The sequence below is a fragment of the Nisaea nitritireducens genome (genome assembly GCF_014904795.1).
Taxonomy (GTDB): domain Bacteria; phylum Pseudomonadota; class Alphaproteobacteria; order Thalassobaculales; family Thalassobaculaceae; genus Nisaea; species Nisaea nitritireducens.
In genome coordinates this window covers 109,827-133,556 of sequence record NZ_JACZFS010000024.1, presented here as the reverse complement: position 1 = coordinate 133,556, position 23,730 = coordinate 109,827, and the positions used below count along the sequence as shown (strand labels likewise).

Annotated in this window: 22 protein-coding genes; 17 read left to right on the top strand and 5 right to left on the bottom strand. The window is 62.8% G+C overall.

The window, feature by feature from the left end; translation table 11 throughout:
• The 12 genes from IG629_RS09480 to IG629_RS09425 all read left to right on the top strand — a co-directional run.
• Positions 1-339, top strand: a 339-nt coding sequence (locus IG629_RS09480; protein WP_264299823.1) for an aconitase family protein, incomplete at its 5' end; no start/stop codon positions are given.
• Entirely contained in the window at positions 336-824 is a 489-nt protein-coding gene (locus IG629_RS09475) for a LeuD/DmdB family oxidoreductase small subunit (protein ID WP_193171709.1), read from the top strand. The genes IG629_RS09480 and IG629_RS09475, both read left to right, overlap by 4 nt.
• Complete coding sequence (locus tag IG629_RS09470; protein ID WP_193171708.1) at positions 821-1,699, top strand: isocitrate lyase/PEP mutase family protein; 879 nt, start codon at positions 821-823, stop codon at positions 1,697-1,699. Before IG629_RS09475 ends, IG629_RS09470 begins: the two co-directional genes overlap by 4 nt.
• Positions 1,699-3,435 (top strand): hydantoinase B/oxoprolinase family protein, encoded by a 1,737-nt coding sequence (locus tag IG629_RS09465; RefSeq protein ID WP_193171707.1) that lies wholly within the window; start codon positions 1,699-1,701, stop codon positions 3,433-3,435. The genes IG629_RS09470 and IG629_RS09465 overlap by 1 nt, the downstream gene beginning before the upstream one ends.
• Positions 3,432-5,501, top strand: a complete 2,070-nt coding sequence (locus IG629_RS09460) for a hydantoinase/oxoprolinase family protein (protein ID WP_193171706.1) — start codon at positions 3,432-3,434, stop codon at positions 5,499-5,501. Before IG629_RS09465 ends, IG629_RS09460 begins: the two co-directional genes overlap by 4 nt.
• Entirely contained in the window at positions 5,501-6,109 is a 609-nt protein-coding gene (locus IG629_RS09455; protein WP_193171705.1) for a cysteine hydrolase family protein, read from the top strand. The genes IG629_RS09460 and IG629_RS09455 overlap by 1 nt, the downstream gene beginning before the upstream one ends.
• Positions 6,106-7,488, top strand: a complete 1,383-nt coding sequence (locus IG629_RS09450) for an FAD-dependent oxidoreductase (protein WP_193171704.1) — start codon at positions 6,106-6,108, stop codon at positions 7,486-7,488. The genes IG629_RS09455 and IG629_RS09450 overlap by 4 nt, the downstream gene beginning before the upstream one ends.
• A gap of 222 nt (positions 7,489-7,710) precedes the next feature.
• Positions 7,711-8,907: an MFS transporter gene (locus IG629_RS09445; protein WP_193171703.1), complete on the top strand. Its 1,197-nt coding sequence runs from the start codon at positions 7,711-7,713 to the stop codon at positions 8,905-8,907.
• A 176-nt stretch (positions 8,908-9,083) separates the two neighbouring features.
• Positions 9,084-10,244: an ATP phosphoribosyltransferase regulatory subunit gene (locus tag IG629_RS09440; protein ID WP_319025054.1), complete on the top strand. Its 1,161-nt coding sequence runs from the start codon at positions 9,084-9,086 to the stop codon at positions 10,242-10,244.
• Positions 10,245-10,296: 52 nt separating this feature from the next.
• Positions 10,297-11,589 carry an adenylosuccinate synthase gene (locus tag IG629_RS09435; protein WP_193171702.1) on the top strand — a complete coding sequence of 431 codons (1,293 nt, stop codon included), beginning with the start codon at positions 10,297-10,299 and terminating at the stop codon, positions 11,587-11,589.
• Positions 11,590-11,817: 228 nt separating this feature from the next.
• The gene (locus IG629_RS09430; protein ID WP_193171701.1) at positions 11,818-13,815 is read left to right on the top strand and encodes a hypothetical protein; all 1,998 of its coding nucleotides are present in this window, start codon (positions 11,818-11,820) and stop codon (positions 13,813-13,815) included.
• Between the two features lie 63 nt (positions 13,816-13,878).
• On the top strand, positions 13,879-14,373 hold the full coding sequence (locus IG629_RS09425; RefSeq protein WP_193171700.1) for a hypothetical protein: 495 nt from the start codon (positions 13,879-13,881) through the stop codon (positions 14,371-14,373).
• A gap of 20 nt (positions 14,374-14,393) precedes the next feature.
• Here the strand turns inward: IG629_RS09425 and rpoH are convergent, their stop codons facing one another.
• Together rpoH and IG629_RS09415 are read right to left on the bottom strand one after the other, a co-directional pair.
• Positions 14,394-15,281, bottom strand: a complete 888-nt coding sequence (rpoH, locus tag IG629_RS09420; protein ID WP_193171699.1) for an RNA polymerase sigma factor RpoH — start codon at positions 15,279-15,281, stop codon at positions 14,394-14,396.
• Between the two features lie 163 nt (positions 15,282-15,444).
• Complete coding sequence (locus IG629_RS09415; protein WP_193171698.1) at positions 15,445-16,437, bottom strand: RluA family pseudouridine synthase; 993 nt, start codon at positions 16,435-16,437, stop codon at positions 15,445-15,447.
• Between IG629_RS09415 and IG629_RS09410 the strand changes: the two genes are divergently transcribed.
• Genes IG629_RS09410 through IG629_RS09395 form a run of 4 tightly spaced genes read left to right on the top strand, consistent with a single transcriptional unit; the run spans position 16,436 to position 20,046 of the window.
• On the top strand, positions 16,436-16,846 hold the full coding sequence (locus IG629_RS09410; protein ID WP_193171697.1) for a hypothetical protein: 411 nt from the start codon (positions 16,436-16,438) through the stop codon (positions 16,844-16,846). The genes IG629_RS09415 and IG629_RS09410 overlap by 2 nt on opposite strands.
• A 2-nt stretch (positions 16,847-16,848) precedes the next feature.
• Positions 16,849-17,931 (top strand): threonine aldolase family protein, encoded by a 1,083-nt coding sequence (locus IG629_RS09405; RefSeq protein ID WP_193171696.1) that lies wholly within the window; start codon positions 16,849-16,851, stop codon positions 17,929-17,931.
• Positions 17,928-19,157, top strand: coding sequence for a CaiB/BaiF CoA transferase family protein (locus tag IG629_RS09400; protein WP_193171695.1), 1,230 nt, complete (start codon positions 17,928-17,930; stop codon positions 19,155-19,157). The genes IG629_RS09405 and IG629_RS09400 overlap by 4 nt, the downstream gene beginning before the upstream one ends.
• Before the next feature lies 1 nt (position 19,158).
• Positions 19,159-20,046 carry an HpcH/HpaI aldolase/citrate lyase family protein gene (locus tag IG629_RS09395; RefSeq protein WP_193171694.1) on the top strand — a complete coding sequence of 296 codons (888 nt, stop codon included), beginning with the start codon at positions 19,159-19,161 and terminating at the stop codon, positions 20,044-20,046.
• A gap of 168 nt (positions 20,047-20,214) precedes the next feature.
• Here the strand turns inward: IG629_RS09395 and IG629_RS09390 are convergent, their stop codons facing one another.
• The 3 genes from IG629_RS09390 to IG629_RS09380 all read right to left on the bottom strand — a co-directional run bounded on the left by IG629_RS09390 (position 20,215) and on the right by IG629_RS09380 (position 22,857).
• Positions 20,215-20,586 carry a hypothetical protein gene (locus tag IG629_RS09390; RefSeq protein ID WP_226886574.1) on the bottom strand — a complete coding sequence of 124 codons (372 nt, stop codon included), beginning with the start codon at positions 20,584-20,586 and terminating at the stop codon, positions 20,215-20,217.
• Positions 20,587-20,754: 168 nt separating this feature from the next.
• Positions 20,755-22,569: a sodium:solute symporter family protein gene (locus IG629_RS09385; protein WP_193171693.1), complete on the bottom strand. Its 1,815-nt coding sequence runs from the start codon at positions 22,567-22,569 to the stop codon at positions 20,755-20,757.
• 12 nt (positions 22,570-22,581) lie between these two features.
• Positions 22,582-22,857, bottom strand: a complete 276-nt coding sequence (locus IG629_RS09380; RefSeq protein ID WP_193171692.1) for a DUF4212 domain-containing protein — start codon at positions 22,855-22,857, stop codon at positions 22,582-22,584.
• 162 nt (positions 22,858-23,019) lie between these two features.
• Between IG629_RS09380 and IG629_RS09375 the strand changes: the two genes are divergently transcribed.
• Positions 23,020-23,700, top strand: coding sequence for an esterase (locus IG629_RS09375; RefSeq protein WP_193171691.1), 681 nt, complete (start codon positions 23,020-23,022; stop codon positions 23,698-23,700).
• The last annotated feature ends 30 nt before the right edge of the window (positions 23,701-23,730 follow it).

The following is a 23,730-nucleotide window of genomic DNA, read 5'->3' as shown; positions in this document are numbered from 1 at the left end:
GTGCTCAATGGCCGCAAGGTTGCAAGCGGGACGCGCCTGCTACTGGCGCCGGCCTCGACCCGTGTCACGGCGGCTGCTGCCGCTGACGGCACACTTGCGAAGCTGACGGAAGCGGGCGCAATCCTGATGCCGTCCGGTTGCGGTGCCTGTGCCGGATATGGCGCCGGTGTGCTGGCTGCGGGCGAGACTTGCATGGCCTCGACTGCGCGGAACTTCAAAGGCCGGATGGGCGCCCGCTCCTCGAAAGTCTATCTCGGCTCGCCCTATACCGTTGCCGCCACCGCCGTGCGTGGCCGTGTCGCCGATCCGCGCCCCTTCCTGGCGGAGAACAGGTCATGAGCGGTAAAGCCTGGAAATACGGCGACAATGTCGATACCGACCTGCTCGCCCCCGGCGCCTACATGAAAGGCCCGGTGGAGGAGCTGGCGAAACATTGTCTTGAAGCCATCGATCTTGAGTTCGCGCCGAATGTGCAGCCGGGCGACGTCATCGTCGCGGGCCGCAATTTCGGCATCGGCTCCAGCCGGGAGCAGGCGGCGGAAGTGCTGGTCCTGTTGGGCGTGAAAGCGGTTATCGCCAAGAGCTTCGGCGGGATCTTCTATCGCAATGCCTTCAATCTCGGGCTGCTGGCGCTGGTCGCCGACGCCGAGGCGGATATCGAGGCCGGGCACGAGCTGGACCTCGATCCGGCCAGCGGCACCATCACGAATACAACAACTGGTGCGCAGATCGCCGCCGAACCCGTTCCCGAGCATCTCCGCCGCATCGTCGCGGCCGGCGGGCTCGTTCCCTATCTCGAGCAGAAACTGGAGAAACACTCATGACGCCTTCAAGCGTCCTGAAACAGCGGCTGAAACAGCCCGAGATCCTTGTGGTGCCGGGCGTGTTCGACGCCTTCAGCGCCATGGCGGCGACCAATGCGGGCTTCGAGGCGCTCTATGTCTCCGGCGCCTCGATTGCTTATACCCGCCTTGGGCGCCCGGATATCGGCCTGTTCGGGCTGGAGGAAGTGGCGGATGTGGTCTCGCATATCTCCGAGCGGGTCGACCTGCCGCTGATCGTCGATGCGGATACCGGTTTCGGCAATGCACTGAACGTGCAGCGTACCGTCCGCCTGCTGGAGCGCTCCGGCGCCGCCGGGATCCAGATCGAGGATCAGGCGATGCCAAAGCGCTGCGGTCATCTGGACGGCAAGGCGCTGGTCTCCATGTCGGAAATGGCGGGCAAGATCCGCGCCGCCGTCGATGCCCGGCGGGATGAGGCGACCCAGATTATCGCCCGCACCGATGCCATTGGCGTCGAGGGGTTCGAAGCGGCTCTTGAGCGGGCCGCGGCCTACAAGGAAGCCGGCGCCGACGTGCTGTTCGTCGAGGCGCCGCGCGACGAGGCCGAGATTGCCGAAGTGATCTCACGCTTCGGCGCTGACATTCCGCTGCTGGCGAACATGGTTGAGGGCGGTAAGACGCCAACCAAGTCCGCCGAGGAATTGCAGGAAGCCGGATTCGACATCGTGATTTTCCCGGGCGGCCTGATGCGCGCGCTTGCGGTGACGATCACCGAGTATTTCCAGAGCCTGCATGCCAATGGCAGCACCAAGCCGTTCCAGGACCGGATGCTTGATTTCAAACAGCTCAACGATCTGCTCGGCACGCCCGGCATCCTTGAGGCTGGCCGCAAATATGACGGGGAGGCCGAATGATGGCGGCTCTCGATCCGGTCACCCTCGCGGTTCTGAAGGGGCGGCTCGAACAGATCGCGGACGAGATGGACGCGACCCTGTTCCGCAGCGCCTTCAACCCGATCATCGCCGAGGCGCATGACGCTTCCCATGGGCTCTATCATGCCGAGACAGGCGAGACGCTGGTGCAAGGCAAGTCCGGCCTACCGATCTTCGTCGGCGCCATGTCTTTCGCTGTGAAGGCCGTGATCGACAAGTTCGGCGCAACGGGCGGTATCAGCGAAGGCGATGTCTTCATCTTCAACGACCCCTATGAAGGCGGCACCCACCTGTCCGACTTCAAGCTGGTGCAGCCCTTCTATCGGGACGGCAAGCTGTTCTGCTTCCTAGCCTCGGTCGGTCACTGGCACGATGTCGGCGGCAATGTGCCGGGGAACTACAACCCGGTCGCGACCGAAAGCTTCCAGGAAGGCATGATGATCCCGCCGGTGAAGCTGTTCTCCAAGGGAGAGCTGCGGCAGGACGTGATCGACATCATGCAGGCCAATTCCCGCCTGCCGGGCAGCCTCTATGGCGATCTGAACGGCCAGATCAACGCGCTGCGTCTCGGTAACGACCGGCTCGGTGCGCTGCTCGGCGAATATGGCGCGGACATTGTCGCGGGCGCCATGACCGAGCTGCGGGACAGGGCAGGCCAGCTCATGCGCAGCCTGATCGCCGACATGCCGGACGGGCGCTATTCGGCGGACGATTTCCTCGACAATGACGGGATCGTGGATGAGCCGCTGCGTATCGCGCTCGACATCGTCATCGAGGGCGAGAGTATGACCCTCGACTTCTCCCGCACCTCGCCAGCCTGCGCCGGCCCGGTGAACATTTCCCGCTCCACCGCGATCGCCTCCTGCTACGTGGCGCTGAAGCATGTCTTCAAGGACGTGCCGGCCAATGCGGGTGTGCTGGAGCCGATCACCTTCGTCATTCCGGACGACAGCCTTTTGAGCGTCAAGGCGCCGAAGCCTGTCGGCGGGTATACTGAAACCATCCTGCGCATCATCGACACCGTGTTCGTCGCCCTCAGTACCGCGGCGCCGGAGATGGTGAATGGTTGCGCCTATGGCACCATCAACGCGCTCTCGCTGGCGGGGCACCGCAAGAACGGCCAGCGCTGGGTGATGTTCTCCTTCTTCGGTGGCGGCCATGGCGGCAATCCGGAAGGCGACGGGCTGAACCATGGCAACGCGCCGATTTCGACTGCGACTATCCCGCCGATGGAAATCCTCGAAGCCGCCTATCCGGTCCGCTTCACGCAATGGGCGCTGCGGCCGGACAGTGGCGGTGCCGGACGCCATCGCGGCGGGCTCGGGGCGATCTACGAGATCGAGCTGCTGGAAGAGAAGGCGGATGTCTTCCTCTTTGGTGAGCGCGGCCGGTTCGCGCCGCATGGTGTGGTCGGCGGCGGGGATGCTGCCCTCAACACATTCACCTATGAGCAGGCGGATGGCACTCACACACCGCCAATGGCCTCGAAGATGGTCGGCATCAAGCTGGCGCAGGGCCAGAAAGTCCGGCTGGAGACGCCGGGCGGCGGCGGTTATGGCGACGTGCTGGAACGCGCGCCGGGCGCCGTCGCGGAGGATGTCCGGCTCGGCTATGTCAGCGCCGACGCGGCTGCCAAGACCTATCGCACCATCATCGCTGGCGACGGAACCGTCGACACAGCGGCTACTGAAGTCCTGCGCGCGGAGTCTGCGCAATGAATGATCTGAGCCGGAAGACCGTCGTCGGAGTCGATGTCGGCGGGACGTTTACCGACCTGTTTTTCCTCGACGAAGCAGCCGGAACCTGTGGCGTTGCCAAGGTCCCGTCGACCAAACCGGACCAGTCGGTCGGCATTCGCGGCGGCATCGGCGAAGGCGGGGTAGAGCTCGGCGCCATTGGCACCATCGTGCATGGCACCACGGTCGGCACCAACGCGCTGCTCGAGCGCAACGGCGCCCGCACCGGGGTGATCACCACGACCGGTTTCCGCGACGTGCTGGAAATGCGCCGCCGCGACCGGCCGCAGACCTGGGGCCTTTGGGGCAGTTTCGACCCGGTGGTGCCGCGCGACCTGCGCCTTGAAGTGGATGAGCGGGTGCTGGCGGACGGCTCCGTGCATACCGCTGTCGATCCTGACGCGGTGAAGCAGGTTGCCAAGACCTTGCTGGAGCGCGGCGCCGAGTCCGTCTGCGTCTTCTTCGTGAATTCCTACGCCAACGACGCGAACGAGAAGGTGGCATTGGAGGCCGTCCGCGAGATCTGGCCGAACCCGCATATCACCGCATCCAGCGTGATCCTGCCGGAAATCCGCGAATTCGAGCGCGGCTCGACCGCCTCCCTCAACGCCTATCTTCAGCCTCCGGTGGGCAACTACCTTGAGCGGCTGGAAGACGGTCTGCGCGATGGCGGTTTCGGCGGCCAGGTGCTGATCGTGCAGTCGAACGGCGGCGTCATGTCGGCCAAGGTCGCGCGGGAGTTGCCGGTGCGCACGGCGCTTTCCGGCCCGGCAGCCGGTGTCATCGCCGGGGCCTATATCGCCGAGGCGGCGGGCGAGCCGAACATCATCACCTGCGACATGGGCGGCACGAGTTTCGACGTCTCCCTCGTCGCCGACGGGCAGAGCGCACTGAGCGCCCAGACTTCCATCGATTTCGGTATGGTCGTCCGGACCCCGATGATCGAGATCACCACCATCGGTGCGGGCGGCGGCTCCATTGCCTCGGTCGACCGGGGCGGATTGCTGCAGGTCGGCCCGGAAAGCGCGGGCTCCGATCCGGGGCCGGTTTGCTACGGGCTGGGCAATACGCGCCCGACCGTGACCGATGCGAACGTGGTGATGGGCCGGATCAATGCGGAGCGCCCGATTGGCGGCAAGCTGGACCGGCTCGACGTGGAAGCATCGAAAGAGGCCATTCGCGTGCATGTGGCAGAGCCGCTTGGTATCGAGGTGATGGAGGCGGCGGAAGCCATCGTCCGGGTCGCCAATGCCAAGATGGCGGGCGCCATCCGGCTGGTTTCCATCGAGCGCGGGCACGACCCGAAGACCTTCACCGCCATGCCGTTCGGCGGCGGCGGCTCGCTGCATACCGGGGCGTTGATCAAGGAAGTCGGCCTCGCCCGTGCGCTTGTCCCCCGCTATCCGGGCGTTACCAGTGCGCTCGGCTGCGTCATCGCCGACATGCGGCATGACCGGGTGCAGACCCTGAACACCATGCTGGACATGCTCGATCTCTCGGCCCTGAACAAGGCGGTCGAGGAAATCGTGATCGAGGCCGAAGGCCTGCTGGACGGCGCCAATGTCGCTTTCGAGGGCATCGAGCGTCTGGTTGAGTTCGACATGCTCTATCTTGGCCAGACACATACGGTTTCCGTGCCGGTTCCGGACGCGATGAGTGGTAGCAAATCGGCTCTCGATACGGTGAAGATCAAGACGGCGTTCGAGGAGGCTTACAAAGCCACCTTCGGCAGCCTTTTGGACGGCATCGGCATAAGGGTGATGAACCTGCGGGTCGCCGTGATCGGCACACGCCCGAAATTCGATCTGGCACTGCTGGCACCGTCAGAAGGCGGCTCGGTTGATGCCTCGCGCACCGGGGCACGGCAGATCTGGTTCGACGGCAAATGGTGGGACAGCCCGGTCTATGATCGTCTCTCCCTGCCGGTCGGTGCGGAAGTGCCGGGTCCGGCCGTGCTGGAGCAGGCGGACACCACCATTCTGGTCGATCCAGACCTCACGGGCACAGTCGATAGCTACGGCAATTTCGTCATTGCGAGGAAAGCCTGATGAGCGGGGAATTCGATCCGAAGACGACGGCGCTGCTGCTGGTCGACATGCAGAATGACTTTTTGCACCCGGCAGGGGCCTATGCGCGTGGCGGTGCCGGGGCGGCCGAGATCGCGGCCCTGCCGGAGACGTTGAAACCGGTGGCGGACAGAATGCGGGAAGTCGGTGGCTGTATCGTCTCCACCCATTTCACGCTGGTTCCGGGCAAGGAGGGCGAGCCCTTCATCTCGCCGCATCTGAAGCAGCTCCGTCCGTTCCTGCGCAAGGGCGATTTCGAGCCCGGCAGTTTCGGTCAGGACTTGATTGAGGGGCTGGCGCCCGCCGATATCAAGGTCGAGAAGGTGGCTTTCTCCGCCTTCTACATGAGCCGTCTTGAGTGGGTGCTGAACCGGGCCGGGATCGAGCATATGATCGTTGGCGGGATCGTCACGAACGGCGGCGTCGCTTCGACCGTGCGCGATGCCCATGTCCGGGACTTCCATGTCACCGTGCTGTCTGACGGTTGTGCAGCCTTCTCTCCGGAAGTGCACGAAACGAATATCGCCGCGCTGAAAAGCGTCGCCGCGATCGACACCTGCGCGAGCGTGATCGGGCGGCTGAAGCCATGATCGGCGTCGCATCTCCGGAAGATGTCGAGTTTCCCGCCTGGGTCCAGACCATCGTCATCGGCGCCGGGGCTTGCGGGTTGACGGCGGCGCTGGCGGCACAGGATGCGGGCGGCGAGGTGCTGGTGCTGGAGCGGGACGAAAGCCCGTTCGGCTCCACCTCCATGTCGTCAGGCTTCATCCCGGCGGCGGCAACGCGCTGGCAGCAGGAACAGGGGATCGACGACGATCCCAGCTTGTTTCTGGAAGACATTCAACGGAAGTCGCATGACCGCTCCGATCCGACGGTGGCGGCGGAGGTGGTCGAGGCCATCGGCCCGGCGCTGGAATGGCTGGAGGACGAGCACGGCATCCCGTTCGAGGTGCTGGACGGCTTTCTTTATCCCGGGCACAGCCGGCACCGGATGCATGCCGTGCCGGAGCGCACCGGCGAAGCCCTGCTGACCCGGCTGCTGCAGGCGGTGATGGCGGCGGGTATTCCGCTGATGACCGACGCAAGGGTGACGACACTGTTCGCCGATGAGGACGGCCTGATCTCCGGTGTCGAGGTAACCCGGCCCGATGGCACGACGGAGCTGATCGGCTGCGACAGCCTGATCCTGGCTTGCAACGGCTATGGCGGAAACCCGGAGATGGTGGCGGCGAACATCCCCGCCATGGCCGAGGCGGAATATCACGGCCATGCGGGCAATACCGGCGACGCGGTGCTGTGGGGCGAGGCGCTCGGCGCCGAGGTGCGCGACCTCACGGCCTGTCAGGGCCACGGCTCGCTGGCCATGCCGCACCGGATCCTGATCACCTGGGCGCTGATGATGGAAGGCGGTATCCAGGTCAACAAGAACGGCGACCGGTTTGCCAATGAGCATCAGGGCTATAGCGAACAGGCCGTCGACGTGCTGAAGCAGCCGGATGGCGTGGCCTTCGATATCTATGACGCCCGGCTGCATGCGCTCGGGCTGGAATTTCCCGACTACAAGGACGCGGTCAATGCCGGTGCGGTCAGGCAATGCGACAGCGTCGAGGAACTGGCCGAGCATATCGGCGTGCCGTTTGACAATCTGGACGCTGCCATTGCCGCAACCCACACGGATGAGGTTGACCGGTTTGGCCGTGATCTTGGCAAGACGCCTGGTCTGGAGGATCCGTTCTTTGCTGTCCGCGTCACGGGCGCGCTGTTCCATACACAGGGCGGCCTCGCCATCGACGGTGAGGCTCGTGTGTTGCGTGACGACGGCAGTCCCTTTCCGAACCTGTTTGCCGCAGGCGGTGCCGCGGTCGGCGTCTCCGGGCCGGACATTTCGGGCTATCTCTCCGGCAACGGCCTGCTGACCGCGGTCGCACTGGGCCGGATTGCCGGAGAAGCCGCTACCTCCATGAGGTAGGCGTTCATTCCGCCGAAGCCAACATTGACATGCCTGAATGGGGCGGTACGTTCGTGCCCGTGAGGTAACGTCCTTACCCCAGCTTGGGAACAAACGCCCGGGAACGGCCCGGCCCATTTGAAAGAAGGGGCCGTCCATGGCTTGGCTAGATCTTGTTCCCGCAGGCATTTCTGAAACTGGTCGGCCTATCGGGCTGAAACTGGCCAGCGCTTAGCTCCTGCCATGACAAACCATACCGATATCCAGTCCGGTGGCTCCGGCCGCCCGCTCCCTGAAACCTCTCTCTCTGGTCGGCCTCCCGGCCGGTGGGCATTGCTGCGGTGGCTCATTTCGTCTGCGACCCTGAACGTTCCGCAGGCGGCATCTCCGGTCGCGTTTTCTCTGCTTACCCTGAGCCTCACCGGTGATTCCAGCGGAGGCGCTGCACTGATCCTCGCCATGACACTGGCCCAGGTGCTCGGTGCGGTCCCGATCACACGCCTGGGCCGGAACTTCCCGGCGGCAAGGTTCCTGCAGATATTGGTCGTGATCCGTACGCTTGCGCTGATCCTGATGGCGACCATGGCCGCGCATGGAGTCCCCTTTATCTGGCTGTTCGTGTTCGCGGCGCTTGCAGGGTCGGTGAATGGCGCGGCTTTCGGATATCTGCGCTCCATCCTCAACAGCCTGACATCGACGACAAGGCTACCCCGGGCACTGGGTATCTCGGCGACACTCAACGAGGTCACATTCGTTCTTGCGCCGGTAGCCGCGTCGGGGCTCGGGACGATCTCGCCGGTCTTTGCCATCCTGGCACTGGCTCTTCTTGGCGCCGTGCCTGCCTTGCTCATCCCGCATATCAAATCGGTTCACGGCGAGAAGGTGCGTGCGGCCAAGACCTCGGTGCTCACTCCCGCGATTGCCTTGTGGCTTATGTGCGGGGCAGCCGGCGGAGCCACCGTCGCCTCCATAGAAATCGGCGCTGTCGCCCTCGCTCTGGAGTTCGGTTACGAGCCCGCACTCGCCATCATGTTCACGGTCCCGTTGTGTCTGTCTTCCGTGACGGGAGGTGTCCTGATCAGCATTTACAATCGCACCCTTGCTCGCCGGACAGTGGTGCTTTTGTTGGCGTTTATGGCTGCCGGGGCCGCGCTTGCCGCGTTTCAGCTGTCCCTCACGGCTACCATTATCGGGGCCGTAATGATCGGTTGCGTCCTCGCGCCATTGGGGACGTATTACTCCCTTATCCTCGATACGCTCGCTCCACCGCATAAGCGCGCGGAAGTGTTTGCCCTGTTGCGTACCTCGAACGCGGTTGGGGTGATCTGCGCGAGCGGGGTGCTGACCGCTTTCTCCATACCGGTGGCGCTGGGCGTTGTCGCGGCGCTGATGTTTATCGTCACGATGGTGGTCGCGGCGGCGTCATTCCGGAAGGTCTGAGGTTGCCGAATGATGGGCAGCACGGCGACGGCGCTGACGATCGCCAGGCACATGACGACTTATTACCCGGCGGCAAGTGCGCGCGGAGCGGGGCCGGGGGCACCATCCGGTTGCGGCAGCGGCCCAAAACAGCTAGGACAAGGCGATTTCCAAGTCTTCTTATCCGGAGAGACCGCGTGTCGCATCCCGACAGCGAGAGCGAATTGACCAAGCGTGCCCTGCTTCCCGCGGGCCTGCGTGACGTGCTGCCGCTTGATGCCGCGCACGAGGCTGCCGTAATCGAAGCATTGCTGGCCCGCTGTGCGTCGCATGGCTACGAGCGTGTAAAGCCGCCGCTGGTGGAATTCGAGACCTCGCTCTTTGCCGGGCCGGGTGCCGCGATGAGCGACAGCACCTTCCGTCTGATGGACCCGGTTTCGCAGAAGATGATGGGCGTGCGCGCGGATATGACCGTGCAGATAGCCCGGATCGCGACAACCCGTCTGAAGCAGGAGCCGCGTCCCTTGCGGCTTTGCTATGCGGGCGAGGTGCTGCGCGTTTCGGCCAATCAGTTGAGCCCGGAGCGCCAGCTGGTGCAGGTTGGCGCGGAGCTCCTTGGCGGTGACAGCGTGGCGGCCGATGCGGAGCCGGTTCTGCTGGCGGTGGAAGCCCTGCGTTCCATCGGTGTGACCGATCTTTCCGTCGATCTGACGGCGCCGCGGGTGATCCCTATCCTGCTGGCCGGCTCTGATCTGCCGGCGGACACGTTGCGGTCCCTGCGCATGGCCATCGACCGTAAACATACAGCGGAAGTACGCCGCCTGGCGGGGGATCTGGCGCCGGTTTTGACCCAGCTCATGGATGCCGCAGGCTCCTGGCAGGACGCGCTTGGCGAGTTGTCGGATATTGAATTGCCGGAGGCGGCACGTGCCGCCATCGACCGTGTTGCCGCCATCGCGCGGAGCGTTGCGGAGATCGAGCCCGATCTTGCCATGACCATCGATCCGGTGGAGAATCGCGGTTTCGAATATTACACCGGCTTCGGCTTCAGCCTGTTCGCGCGCGGCGTACGCGGCGAGCTCGGGCGCGGCGGACGCTATCAGGTGGATGGCGGCGACGGGATCGGCTCGACCGGTTTCACGCTCTACATGGAAACCGTGCTGCGGGCTCTGCCTGACCCGACGCGTCCTGAACGGCTTTATTTGCCGTCCGGGACCGCTGTCGATCAGGCTCGTGCGCTCCGGGAGCAGGGCTGGATTACCATCGCAGCATTGGACAAGGACCCCGATCCGGCGCTAGAAGCGTCCCGCCTCGGCTGTACTCATATCCTGAAAGACGGAGCGCCGGTGGCGCTCTGATTGTGCCGGTGCCGCATCGCGCGGCCGGAATTCAAGAAAGACGAGACGACACATGAAAAATGTCACGGTAATCGGCGCCCAGTGGGGCGACGAAGGCAAAGGCAAGATTGTCGACTGGCTCTCTGAACGCGCAGACGTGATCGTGCGCTTCCAGGGCGGTCATAATGCCGGCCATACGCTCGTTATCGGCAATCAGACCTACAAGCTGAGCCTGTTGCCGTCCGGCGTCGTCCGCGAAGGCAAACTCTCTGTCATCGGCAATGGCGTGGTCGTCGATCCCTGGGCACTTGCCAGTGAGATCGAGACGCTGGGCAAGGCCGGGGTGAAGATCAGCACCGATAATCTGGTGATCGCCGACAATGCCTCTCTCATTCTGCCGGTGCACCGCCGGATCGACCAGGCCCGCGAAGCGGTTCTGGCAGAAGGCAAGATCGGCACCACCGGACGCGGCATCGGCCCGGCCTATGAAGACAAGGTCGCCCGCCGCGCGGTGAAGGTTTCCGATCTTTCCGATCCGGAAACCCTGGCCGTGCGCGTGCGCGCGCTGATCGCCCATCACAATGTGTTCCTGAAGGGCGCCGGTGAAGAGCTGATAGATCCGCAGGAAACGCTGGATCAGCTGGCGGAGATCGCCGGTACGGTGCTGCCGTTTGTGAAGCCGGTCTGGCGCGAGCTGCAAGCGGCGGTCGCCGCCGACAAACGCATCCTGTTCGAAGGCGCACAGGGCGTCATGCTCGATGTCGATCACGGCACCTATCCGTTCGTTACTTCCTCGAACACGGTGGCGGGGCAGGCATCTGCCGGCTCCGGGCTCGGCCCACGCGATGTTGGCTATGTGCTCGGTCTGGTGAAGGCCTACACCACCCGCGTCGGCTCTGGCCCGTTCCCGACGGAACTGGAGGACGAGATTGGTCAGAAACTGGGTGAGCGCGGCAAGGAATTCGGCGTCGTAACCGGGCGCAAGCGCCGCTGCGGCTGGTTCGACGCGGTTATGGTCCGGCAGGCCCTGAAAGTCTCCGGCGTTGACGGTATCGCGCTGACCAAGGTCGATGTACTGGACGGCTTCGACGAGCTGAAAATCTGCGTCGGCTACGAGCTGGACGGCGAAACCCTCGATTACTTCCCGGCCGGTGCCGGTAAGCAGGCCAGGGTCAAGCCGATCTACACCACCATGGAAGGGTGGTCGGAAAGCACGTTCGGTGCCCGCTCCTGGGCGGACCTTCCGGCAAATGCGGTGAAATATATCCGCTATCTGGAAGAGCTGATCGAAACCCCGGTGGCGCTTCTGTCCACGAGTCCCGAGCGTGAGGACACCATTCTGGTGCATGACCCGTTCCGCGGCTAATGCGTCAGAACACCATAAAATCAGGCGGCTAACTGGTCTTCTCCGGATGCTTTTTCTTGCATTTGGAGCGAAAGATTGGGAAACCGGACAGGTACTGGAACCTGATATGTCGGGATCATGTCGATCCGTGCGGCCGGTCAGGTTCCATCAATTCGACTAGATGCAGGGTTAGGTGCGGGAATAATGCCCGCGTCGGAGCCTGTGTCAGGAAGAAGAGACCTGCCGCGTATGGCCGATCTAGTCAAACTCAGCGACCGGTTTGAAATCGATCCCGCTCAACCTTTGCCCGACTTCGATTCACCGTCGGCGAAAGCCTATGTCTGTACAGAGGGCAGCGGAACCGAGTTTTTTGCGCTGGTTTGCGATCCGAAGGTGCCGCTGCGGGTCGAGACCATCAACGGGCTCAAGGGCTTTCCCAAACACAATCTGATGCGCGTGCACGATCATGGGGTGGTCAACTGGACCCTTTCCGGTCGGCGTATGCCCGTCCTCATCCTTGACCGGCCGCGCGGGACACGCCTTTTTGCCGATCCGGGGCAGGCGATCGAGCCATTCACGGACGAACAATTGGCGCGAGGCTTCCTGACGCCGCTTGTCGCCACCATGCGTGAGATGTCCCAGCGTGGCGTCACGCACAGGAATATCCGTCCCGACAACCTGTTTTACTCTGATCCCGCGCGCCGTTCCGTCATGGTCGGGGAGTGTGTCAGCGCCCCTCCCGGTCTCTACCAGCCGGATAGTTGCGAAAGCCTGGAATGTGTCATGGCCGACCGCACGGCCAGGGGCGAGGGCGGGGTGCTGGATGACCTGTTCTCTGTCGGCGTGACGTTGCTCTCGCTGCTGACGGGCCGCATGCTGCCGGAAGCGACCGACCCGCAGCGGATGATTTTCGACCGCATCAATTTCGGGTCCTATGCCTGTCTTGTCGGCAACACCAGGCTGCAGATGAACATGGTTGAAGTGTTGCGGGGGCTGCTGACGGACGAACCCCGGGAACGGTGGACCATCCGTGACCTCGAACTCTGGCTCGGCGGCCGCCGACTCACTCCGAAGCAGGTGAAACTTCCGCCGAAGGCTGGAAGGCCGCTGACGGTCGGCGGTGGTACCTACGAAAATGTCCGGGCTGTCGCTCATGCTATCGGGCGTAACTGGAACACGGCGGCCGAACTGGTCCGGGGACAGGATTTCGACAATTGGCTGCGGCGCTCGCTCGGTGACGAGAACGTAGTCGAGGCGGTCAACAAGGTGACCGGCGGCGCGAACGGGATCCAGAGCGCGCCGAAGGAAGAGGATGCCCGCCTGGTGACCCGGGTCGCCATCGGCCTCGATCCGAGCGCACCGATCCGCCACAAGGGTTTTTCCTGCCATATCGATGGTGTCGGCCCGACCCTGGCGATGAACTTCAACGACGATGCGACCCGCCAGATGATTGCCGGCTTCATCGGCAGCCGCTCGGTCGGTCCGTGGATGTCGGTTCAGACCCGCTCGAAGCAGGACCTGCTGGAGCTGTTCTCGAAGTTCGACAAGCTGCCGACTTTCCTCAACAGCACCGGGCCCGGTTATGGCATCGAGCGCGTCCTGTACGAGCTGAATGAAGACATTCATTGCATGAGCTCGATGATCGAGCATCTCTGTGTCACGGATCCGGAAGAGGTTGTTCCGTCGCTGGAAGCTGTGGCACAGGGTCAGAACCGGCCTCCAATTCCGATGGACCGGCACCTCGCCGCGTTTCTTGGTGCCCGTTCCTCCGACATTGATGACCGACTGCTACGCCCGCTGGGTAATTCCTCGGACAAACGGCCCGCGATCGATGCGCTGAATGTCATGCGATTGCTTGCACGGATACAGACCCTGTCGCGGAACGGCCCCATGCCGGGGCTTTGCCAGTGGTTTACCGAACTGATGAAACCGGCCGTGAACGGCTTTCACAACCTGAAGGCACGGGCGGCGGTCGAGACCAGCGTGATGAAGGCGTCCGAGAGCGGTCAGCTCGGCGAAATCCTGAAAATCTTCGACGATCAGAGGGCTCAGCAGCGGGATCAGCAGGGCTTTGCGCGGGCGCAGCAGGAATTTGCCCATTGCGCGGTGCAGGTTGCCCAGATGAACCTCGATCTGCAGAACAAGGACAGTCTGGCGGCGGAACTGGGGGAGCAGGCAGCGGCCGTGATCTCCGGTGTCGTCGGCAGCGTTGGAACGACGGCTATCGTCATCCTCTATTTGGTTTAAACTGCATCCAGCCGCATCCTTGCCGGGGCGCAGGCGGAACGTAACGGGCAATCGGAAACAGAGATGGCATCAAATTCGGCAAGCGCATCATCGTTGAAGGTTATCGTCTTCACGATCGTTGGCGGCCTGATGTTGTTCACGCTACCGACCGTTCTTCTGTTGGGGCTTGGCATGTTGCCGACCTTCGCCGCCATGATGGTTGATCAGCGGCGCGAGAAATACACGACGCTTTGCGTCGGCTGCATGAATTTCGTCGGGGTGCTGCCGTTCGTCGCCCGGCTCTGGTCAGAGGACCATTCCTACGCCAAGGCGTTCGAGATCATGGTCGATCCGTTTGCCTGGCTGACAATGCTCGGAGCGGCCGGTCTCGGCTGGTGCATCTATCTGCTGGCGCCGGGCGTGGTCTCGATGGGGATCGCCATGCGGATCGAACAGCGCATCGGGCGGCTGCGCCGCCGTCAGAGAGAGCTTGTAGAGGAATGGGGGCCGGGTGTTGCCGGCGCCCTGGACAATAGCGAGCCGCTGGACGACACGAAGGAAAAAGGCCGGGACGGCTAAGCCCCGGCCACTGGTCTTCTTCAGACCGTTTCCAGACGCTGCTCCATGGCAGCGTTACGCATTGCTTTCTGAAGCTTTTCGAAGGCCCTGACCTCGATCTGCCGGACCCGTTCCCGGCTGATATTGTAGACTTGGCTGAGATCTTCGAGCGTTGTCGGGCTTTCCTGCAACCGCCGCTCCGTCAAAATATGACGCTCACGCTCGTTCAGGGTCTCCATGCCGACGGACAGAAGCTGACGGCGCTGGTCCAGCTCCTCGCTTTCCGCGAGTTGCGATTCCTGGCTTTCGCCTTCATCGACCAGCCAGTCCTGCCATTCGCCTTCGCCATCAACACGCAGGGGCGCATTGAGGGAATGGTCCGGCGCGGCAAGCCGGCGGTTCATGTTAATGACGTCCTGCTCCGGAACCTCGAGTTTGGTGGCAATCGCCGTCACCCGTTCGGGGGAAAGATCGCCTTCCTCGATGGCCTGCATCTGGCCTTTCAGCTTGCGCAGGTTGAAGAACAGCTTCTTCTGTGCCGCCGTGGTGCCGATTTTCACCAGCGACCATGAGTGCAGGATATATTCCTGAATGGCCGCGCGGATCCACCACATGGCATAGGTGGCAAGACGGAAGCCGCGTTCGGGATCGAAGCGCTTCACCGCCTGCATCATGCCGACATTGCCTTCGGAGATCAGTTCCGCGACCGGCAGGCCGTAACCGCGATAGCCCATAGCGATCTTGGCAACGAGCCTGAGGTGACTGGTCACGAGTTTATGCGCGGCATCGGAATCGTCATGCTCCCGCCAACTTTTGGCGAGCATGTATTCCTCTTCCGGCTTCAGCATCGGAAACTTGCGGATTTCCTGAAGGTACCGGGTCAGGTTGCCTTCTGCCGACAGTGTCGGGAGCTGTGTCGCTTGTGCCATGGTTCCCCTACAATTCTTTTCGACGATTATTAATGTCATCGTCTCTAGGGGGGTAACGCATAGCTATAGCGCTGGTTCCTCCCCCTTGATCTCTAATATTGTGTGTGAATGTGGACTTTTTAAGGCCTGTTTAACGTTCAATTGGACACAGCAGGAAAATAACCTATTCAGAATCGTTGCGTAATCCGTCCAGAAGTCGCTCCATGTCGGCTGGTAGCGGGCTCTCGAAACGAAGCGCTTCGTGGGTTACCGGGTGCTCGAAACCAAGCACCGCGGCATGCAGGGCCTGCCGGGTGAAAGCCTTGATCGGCTCGGGATCGGATGCCTTGTTGCCGCGTCCATAGAGCGGGTCTCCGATCAGCGCATGGCCTATATTGGCCATATGCACCCTGATCTGATGGGTGCGCCCGGTCTCCAGGCGGCATTCGACCAGCGCGGCTTTCATGCCGAATCGTTCCAGCAGCTTGTAATGGGTCACAGCCGGCTTGCCGGTTGCGGTAACCGCCATCTTTTTCCGGTTGCGCTGGCTGCGGCCTATCGGACCCTCTATCCGGTCCGCTGATTTCGTCGGCACCCCACGCACCACGGCGCGGTAGCGCCGCTCGATAGTGTGCGCGGCGAACTGGACCACCAGACCCTGATGCGCGTCGTCGCTCTTGGCCACGACCATCAGGCCGCTGGTGTCCTTGTCGATCCGGTGCACGATGCCGGGCCGTTTCACCCCGCCTATCCCGGAGAGGCTGCCGCCGCAATGGGCGAGCAGGGCATTGACGAGCGTACCGTCCCAGCTGCCGGGCGCCGGATGCACCACGAGACCGGCCTGCTTGTTGACGACGATCAGATCGTCATCCTCGTAAACTATCGAGAGCGGGATTTCTTCGGCTTCGGGCTCCGCCGGTTCCGGCGGCGGAATATCGATGCGGTAGGTCTGGCCCGGTTTGACCGTTCCCGAGGGGTCGGTTATCGTCCCGTCTCCGCAGCAGACGCGGCCTTCCAGGATGAGGTTTTTCAAGCGACTCCGGGACAGGTTCGGGCTGTCCGGCATTTCAGCCAGGCGCCCGGCGAGCCAACGGTCGACGCGGTCGACATTCTCTTCCCGTGCCTCGGCATCGCCGGACACGATCTCTATCTGAAATTTTTCTGAAGCAGGATCCATGGCGGCGAACCTACCCGATAGCGATGAAAACAAAAAGCGGGCTGAACCGGGCTGGCTTCTGCCGGCAAAAATAGCTGTCGTTGTGATGGGGCTGATGATCCTCGGCGGCCTGGGTGTGATCGCCTATACGGTCGCCACCCGGCTGAGCGGCGGTGATGAGAAGCCGGTGGCAGCACCGGCAGCGCCGGCTGCTGTACAGGCGGAAGCTCCAACAGTGCGGCAGGTCGCAACGGGGTTCGGTACGATCGATGTGGCGATTCCGAACGGTGCCCGTCTCGGCGCGGTCCAGTTCGATGCGGGCAGGATGATCCTGCGGATGAACCTTCAGAACAGTAAGGTTCGGTTGCTGGTTTACGATCTGGCGACCGGCAAGGAGCTGGGCGTCTTCAATATCACCCGGGAAAAGTAAGAATGACCAGTAATCCTAATATCTGGAACGTCAACTTCGCCAGCGACAATGTCGCCGGCGCTGCACCGGAAATCATGGCGGCGCTGCAGGATGCCTCGACCGGTTTCGCCATGCCTTACGGCAATGACGATCTGACGGATATTGTCCGTCACCGGCTGGCCGAGACTTTCGAGACGGATCTGATCGCCTATCCGGTCGCCACCGGAACGGCTGCGAATTCGCTGGCGCTGTCGGTGCTGTCGCCGCCCTATGGCGTGGTCTTCTGCCATGAAGGTGCGCATATCGAGGAAGACGAGTGCGCGGCGCCGGAATTCTATATAGGCGGCGGCAAGCTGACTCTGTTGCCCGGAGAAAACGGCAAGTTCTCCGCAGATACCCTGGCGAAAAAGCTCGGCGATCCGAGCGCAGCCTCGGCGGTGCACCACGCCCAGCCCGCGGCGGTCAGTATCTCCCAGCTGACGGAGAAGGGCACGGCCTACAGCCTGGACGAGATCCGGGCGATTGCCGACGTCGCCCATGCGCATGGGCTGAAGCTGCATATGGATGGCGCCCGTTTCACCAACGCCATGCTGAGCCTCGGCTGCTCGCCTGCCGAGGCGACATGGAAGGCCGGTGTGGACGCGCTGTCCTTCGGTGCCACCAAGAACGGGGCCTTCGCGGCTGAGGCTGTGATCTTTTTCGATCCGCAGGCGGCAAAGGATTTCGAATTCCGGCGCAAGCGCGGCGGTCATCTGTTCTCCAAGATGCGCTTCCTGTCGGCCCAGCTCGCGGCTTATCTCGAGAACGATAACTGGCTGCGCTACGCAAAGACCGCCAACGCCGCCGCCCGGCGCTTGACGGACGGCCTGATGGCGCTGCCAGGCGTGGAGCTGCTGCACGCTGTCGAGGGCAACGAGATCTTCGCCCGGATATCCGGGCCGGTGCATCAGGCGCTGCGCTCGGCCGGGTGCCAGTATTATGCCTTCGCCGAGGCGGATGACGGCAGTGTGGGCATTCGCCTCGTCACCGCTTTCAATACGACCGAGGCCGATACGGATCATTTCCTGGCTGCGGCCCGTGCCGGTGCCGGGGAGGCCGCCGCATGAGCACCGCCGGACGTTATCCCGAAAGCGATTACAACAGTGATGCCAAGCTGCCGCTGGATGGCGTGCGGGTACTCGACCTCTCCCGGCTCGTCGCCGGGAACATGGTGACGCACGTACTGGCCGATTACGGCGCCGAGGTGATCAAGATCGAGCGGCCGGGCTTCGGCGACGATCTGCGCAACTGGCGGACCGAGGGGGTGCCGACGCACTGGAAGGTCTATTGCCGGAACAAGAAGAGCATCACCCTCGATTTGCGCAAGCCGGAAGGCAAGGCGCTGTTCCTGAAGTTGGCGGAAACCGCCGATGCCATTGTGGAGAACTTCAAGCCGGGGACCTTGGAAGACTGGGGGCTTGGGCCTGACGTTTTGCAGGGGTTGAACCCGAAGCTGACACTGGTCCGCGTCTCCGGCTGGGGCCAGACCGGCCCATGGAAGCACAAGCCGGGTTTCGGCTCGCTGGTCGAGGCGATGAGCGGGTTTGCGGCTTTGAACGGCTTCGGCGACCGGCCGCCGGTGCTGCCGCCACTGGCTTTGGCGGACATGATCGCCGGCCTATATGGCGCCTTTTCCGTCATGGTCGCGCTGCGCAATGTCGAGGTGTCCGGCGGCAAGGGCCAGAGCATCGATCTCTCCCTGTTCGAGCCGATCCACGCCATTCTCGGCCCGGAAGCGGCGAACTTCGCGCTCAGCGGCAAGGTGCCGGAGCGCACCGGCAGCCGCTCCAATCTGACCGCCCCGCGCAATACCTACCGCTGCAAGGACGGCAAATACGTGGCCCTGTCCGGCTCCATCCAGGCCATGGCGGAGCGGCTGTTCCGCACCATCGGACGGCCGGAGCTGATCGACGATCCGCGCTTCAAGACCAATTCCGACCGGGTGAAGAATAACGATATCCTGGACCCAATCATCGCCGACTATATGGGTGAGCGGACCCAGGCCGAATGTCTTGCCATCTTCGAGGAAGCGGGCGTGACGGTCGGCCCCGTCGCCGATGTCGCCCAGCTTGCGGATGACGATTACATGGAAGGCCGTGGCGTGATCGAGAGCTTCCCTGACGCGGAAATCGGTGCCCTGCCGATGCATGCCGTCATTCCGCGCATGTCGGACACGCCGGGCGGCGTGCGCAGCCCGGCACCGGAACTTGGACAGCACAATGATGAAATCTGGTCCGCTCTTGGCCTTGATGCCGCCGAGCGGGTGAAACTGACCGACGCAGGAGTGATCTGACATGGCCGGAACCCTGCCACTTTGGCGCTCTCTGCTCTATGTGCCCGTCACGAACCAGCGTTTTGTCGAGAAGGCCTCCGCGCGCGGCGCGGATGTCATCAAGCTCGATCTTGAGGACAGCATTCCGCCGGCGGAAAAACCCGCCGCACGGGCGGCCGTACGCGACGCCGCGCAGTTGATCTCCAACGCTGGCACCGAAGTGCTGGTCCGCATCAACCGGCCCTGGCGGATGACTGTTCTGGATCTTGAAGCCGCCATCTGGCCGGAGGTCTCCGGCCTGTGCCTGCCGAAACTGGAATCGGCCGACCATCTCGCTTTTATCGACGAGACGGTGGAGGAGCTGGAGCGCGAGCGCGGCATGCAGGTCGGGAGCGTCCGCTTCATGGGCCTGATCGAAACCCCGCGCGGCCTCAACAACGTGCGGGAGATCGCCAAGGCCAGTCCGCGCCTGATGGGCCTGTCCCTCGGCCAAGAAGACTATTCCGCGGCCCTTGGCATGCCGTCCCTCGGCCCGGAGGATCTGCTGGAAGACATGCGTCTGGTCCAGCGCGCCGCCCGCGAGGCGGAGATCCTGCCGCTCGGCTATGCCGGCTCCATTGCCGAGATCACCGACATGGAGGCGTTTCGGGCCAGCGCCCAGCGTGCCCGTGCCCTTGGTATGGAAGGCGGCTCCTGCGTCCACCCGGCCCAGGTGCCGATCCTGAACGAGGTGTTCAGCCCGACCGCCGAAGAGGTGGAGACGGCAGACGCCATGGTCGCCGCCTATGATGCAGCCATGGCCGAAGGCCTCGGCGCCGTCAGCTTCCGCGGCAAGATGATTGATGTGCCGGTGGTTGAGCGGGCCCGGCGGGTTCTGGTGCTGCGCGACCGGATCGCTGGGAACTCTTAACTCACAAATCGGCGTCATCCCGGACTCCGATCCGGGATCTTTTTGCACTCCTCTGGATCGTCATTCCCGCGCACGCGGGGACCCAGGAATGGCAGGGGTGGCTCTTCGATCGCCTGGGTCTCGGCTCTCCGGCCGGGATGACGATTTTGAGGTGGAGGGAGCCTCCTCTTACTTCAGAATTTTCCCGAACAGATCGTAGATCATGAACGACACCTCGCTCTCCAGCGGGAAGGACAGCATGCCCATGACGCTGTACCCGAGCAGCCAGGGCATCAGGTAGAAGCGGATCATGAAGAAGAACCAGGCGACATAAACCGGGTGCAGCCAGGGCAGCAGGAAGCCTGGCGTCACTGGCTTGAAGACGCGGATGATCGGGTCGGTCACGCGGACGAAGAAGCGCATGAAGAAGAAATTGCTGTCCTCGGGCAGGAAGATCGACATGGCGAAGCGGCCGAACAGGGTCCACATCACCGTGCCCAGCACATAATCGATGATAATCACCCAGAGGGGGAAGGCGCCGATATCCGTTGGCATGTCCATGGGGGCGGTTCCTCCTGACGCTGGTTTCTTGATTGATTGGCCCGTTGAACCACTGGTCCGGCGGCGCGGGCAGAAAAAAATCCGGGACGAAGCTTAGCCGCGTCCCGGATTTGTCTTCAAGTCTGGCCGGGACGGATTTGACGCCGTCCCGGGGTGGAGTTGTGCCGTCTAGTGATTGCTGGCGAGTACCGTGCCGCCACGTGGCGTGCGCACGGCGTCGACCATCGCCTGGGTTTCCTCGTCCGGCTCTTCCGTCATCAGGCTGACCACGATCATGCAGATCAGGCTGACCGGCATACCGATGATGCCGAACCGGAGATGGTCGATGCCCATCCACGGCTCGCCACCGGCAAAGTGGACATAGTAGAGATAGGCGGTTCCGGCGAGGAAGCCGCCGACCATGCCGGCGATGGCACCCTGCCGGTTTGCCCGTTTCCACCAGATCCCCAGTACCAGCGGGAAGAACAGCCCGGAGCAGGCGAAGTCGAATGCCCAGGCCACCGCCCCGAGGATCGAGGTCAGTTTCAGGCTGGCCACGAACGCTCCCGCCGCTCCGACGCCGAGGAGCAGGACACGGGCAACGATGAGCCTTGTCTTGGTCTCCGCCTGCGGGTCGATGATCTTGTAGTAAAGATCGTGACTGAGCGCGTTGGCGATGGCGAGCAGCAGCCCGTCCGCCGTCGACATGGCCGCGGCCATGCCGCCCGCCGCCACCAGACCGGAGATCACGTAGGGCAGACCGGCGATTTCAGGCGTTGCCAGCACAACGATGCCGGAGCGCATGAAGAGCTCGTTGATCTGTAATATCCCGTCCGCGTTGGAGTCCGAGACCTGGAGGAAGTTCACCGCTGACCACTTCTGGATCCATTCAAGCGCGTTCACGTCGGCAATGGACTTGCCGATGATCCCGGTTGCAAGGTTCGGGTCCAGCAGGGACAGTTTGGTGAAGGTCGCAAGGGCCGGTGCGGTGAAGTAGAGCAGGAAGATGAACAGGATCGACCAGCCCACCGAGATCCGCGCGGCCCGCACGGACGGTGTCGTGAAGTAGCGCATGAGCACGTGCGGCAAAGATGCCGTTCCGCACATCATACAAAGCACCAGAGTTGCGAACTTCCATTTGTCCATGAAGGTCTCGCCGGGCGCATTGATCGGCACCGTCAGGGCCTTCAGTCCGGCGAAAGATTCCGTCGGTTTCAGTGCGCCGACCTGATGCAGGGCTTCGAGTTCCTGCACGCGCTGGACGGCGTCGCCGTAGGAGAGCTGCGGGATCATCCCGAAGCCGCTCTTGTTCGACATCCAGACGACCGGGACGACATAGGCGATGATCAGCACGATATACTGAGCCACCTGGGTCCAGGTCACCGCCCGCATGCCCCCAAGCATGGAGCAGACGAGGATACCGGCAAGCCCGAACCAGACGCCGACCCCGAACGGGATCTGCAGGGCGCGTGCCGCAACCGTGCCGGTGGCATTGATCTGCGCCGTCACGTAGGTGAAGGACGCGACCACAAGGACGATCACCGCACAGAGCCGGGCAAAATTACCGCCGTAGCGTGTGCCGATGAAGTCCGGCACGGTGTAGCAGCCGAACTTGCGCAGGTATGGCGCCATCAGCGAGGCGACGAGCACATAACCGCCGGTCCAGCCGACCAGAAAGGCCATGTAGCCGTAACCGCCGAAATAGATACCGCCCGCCATCGCGACGAAGGAGGCGCCAGACATCCAGTCCGCCGCCGTCGCCATGCCGTTATAGAGTGCTGGTACCTGCCGGCCCGCGACATAGTACTGATCCGTCGCCATGGTGCGCGACAGCACGCCGATCAGGGCATAAATACCGATTGTGAAGCCGACGAACAGATAGCCGATCGTGTCTGGACTGACACCGGCCTGCTCAAGTATGGCCATCAAAATGATGAAGAGGAGGAACCCGCCTGTATAGAGGCCGTAGATCTTCCCCAGATTCTGGATGAAATCACCCTTCATGTCCGGTCTCCTCTACTCGTCATCGTCTGCGTCTTCGGCAACGCCGAATTCCTCGTCGATCCTGTTCTGGGCTCTTGCGAACCAGAAGATGATGACGACGAACGCAAACAGGGAACCCTGTCCGGCCATGTAGAAGCCGAGCGGGAACCCGAGAATGGAGAATTCATTGAGTTGCGGTGCAAACCAATGCACGACGAAAGCAAAGATAAACCAGATAGCGAGTACTGTAATAGTCAGCCCTTTGGTGCGCTGCCAGTGGGCTTCGTGATTGGAGTCGGCTGTAGCCATGACTCACCCCCCTTTCTTGCCCATCGCCTTTTGTAGTGTGGCGATTTTGTGTATCGCGCTCTACGCGCAATGACCTTAGTCTATAATGGATTAAGGGTTTCAGCTACAGATTTATGAAACTCATAGGCGAAACGGGAACTCGATGAAACTCGGAAAATTGTTATGTTTCATGGTCTTTTAGGCGGTTTTTGGCGCAAGGCGCGGCTCTTCATGCCGTTCACCACACGGTGGAACGAAAATCCGCTGGATACAGTCGAATCGGCGGCTAAGTTCGTCAGTACAAGGGCTGCTTTTGTCGCCCAGACAACACTTTATGGCTATATACGAACCCGGGCGGGCACCCGATACACAGCTCTGTTTGACGAAGACCTGTTTGTCCAGTCTCTGAACATTGCGAAGTGGCAGGTTTTTCTTGCCTGTACTGCCGATCTCGCCGGCTATGTTGCGGCGTCCGTGTGCGAGGACGCGGACGGGGAGACCGAGGCGCGGTTGGCGCTTGCCCTGTTCCGGGGAGCGCTGTCCGATTACCCGGAGCCGGAAGGGGCGGGCCCCGACTGGGACGACGAGGTGAAACGCGCGGAAACCCGGCTGCTTTCTGCCCGGTCGGAAGCGCCGAATGCGGACATGGCTTTTACGGGAAGCGCCGATGCGTTGGTTCACTGGGCGCCGATTTCGGACGAGTTGAAGGTGCTGGACGAGGGGATCGTGCGCAATTCCATCCGCTTCAAGTGGAAGGATGTCCGGGAGCGGGCGGGTACGTTGTTGCAGGCAGAGGCCGTGTTGCGGGATTTCAGGCCTGCCGCCGCCACTGCCTCCGCCACTGCCGCAGCTACGGGCGATTAGCGGTAGATGGCTGGGGGCCCAATCCAGGAG

Coding starts and splice junctions, on each gene's coding strand:
- IG629_RS09415 (WP_193171698.1), bottom strand. CDS start 16,437: ATGGATCCTGCTTCAGAAAAATTTCAGATAGAGATCGTGTCCGGCGAT.
- IG629_RS09465 (WP_193171707.1), top strand. CDS start 1,699: ATGGCGGCTCTCGATCCGGTCACCCTCGCGGTTCTGAAGGGGCGGCTC.
- rpoH (WP_193171699.1), bottom strand. CDS start 15,281: ATGGCACAAGCGACACAGCTCCCGACACTGTCGGCAGAAGGCAACCTG.
- IG629_RS09455 (WP_193171705.1), top strand. CDS start 5,501: ATGAGCGGGGAATTCGATCCGAAGACGACGGCGCTGCTGCTGGTCGAC.
- IG629_RS09435 (WP_193171702.1), top strand. CDS start 10,297: ATGAAAAATGTCACGGTAATCGGCGCCCAGTGGGGCGACGAAGGCAAA.
- IG629_RS09445 (WP_193171703.1), top strand. CDS start 7,711: ATGACAAACCATACCGATATCCAGTCCGGTGGCTCCGGCCGCCCGCTC.
- IG629_RS09475 (WP_193171709.1), top strand. CDS start 336: ATGAGCGGTAAAGCCTGGAAATACGGCGACAATGTCGATACCGACCTG.
- IG629_RS09430 (WP_193171701.1), top strand. CDS start 11,818: ATGGCCGATCTAGTCAAACTCAGCGACCGGTTTGAAATCGATCCCGCT.
- IG629_RS09450 (WP_193171704.1), top strand. CDS start 6,106: ATGATCGGCGTCGCATCTCCGGAAGATGTCGAGTTTCCCGCCTGGGTC.
- IG629_RS09410 (WP_193171697.1), top strand. CDS start 16,436: ATGGCGGCGAACCTACCCGATAGCGATGAAAACAAAAAGCGGGCTGAA.
- IG629_RS09470 (WP_193171708.1), top strand. CDS start 821: ATGACGCCTTCAAGCGTCCTGAAACAGCGGCTGAAACAGCCCGAGATC.
- IG629_RS09405 (WP_193171696.1), top strand. CDS start 16,849: ATGACCAGTAATCCTAATATCTGGAACGTCAACTTCGCCAGCGACAAT.
- IG629_RS09380 (WP_193171692.1), bottom strand. CDS start 22,857: ATGGCTACAGCCGACTCCAATCACGAAGCCCACTGGCAGCGCACCAAA.
- IG629_RS09460 (WP_193171706.1), top strand. CDS start 3,432: ATGAATGATCTGAGCCGGAAGACCGTCGTCGGAGTCGATGTCGGCGGG.
- IG629_RS09425 (WP_193171700.1), top strand. CDS start 13,879: ATGGCATCAAATTCGGCAAGCGCATCATCGTTGAAGGTTATCGTCTTC.
- IG629_RS09390 (WP_226886574.1), bottom strand. CDS start 20,586: ATGGACATGCCAACGGATATCGGCGCCTTCCCCCTCTGGGTGATTATC.
- IG629_RS09385 (WP_193171693.1), bottom strand. CDS start 22,569: ATGAAGGGTGATTTCATCCAGAATCTGGGGAAGATCTACGGCCTCTAT.
- IG629_RS09395 (WP_193171694.1), top strand. CDS start 19,159: ATGGCCGGAACCCTGCCACTTTGGCGCTCTCTGCTCTATGTGCCCGTC.
- IG629_RS09400 (WP_193171695.1), top strand. CDS start 17,928: ATGAGCACCGCCGGACGTTATCCCGAAAGCGATTACAACAGTGATGCC.
- IG629_RS09375 (WP_193171691.1), top strand. CDS start 23,020: ATGTTTCATGGTCTTTTAGGCGGTTTTTGGCGCAAGGCGCGGCTCTTC.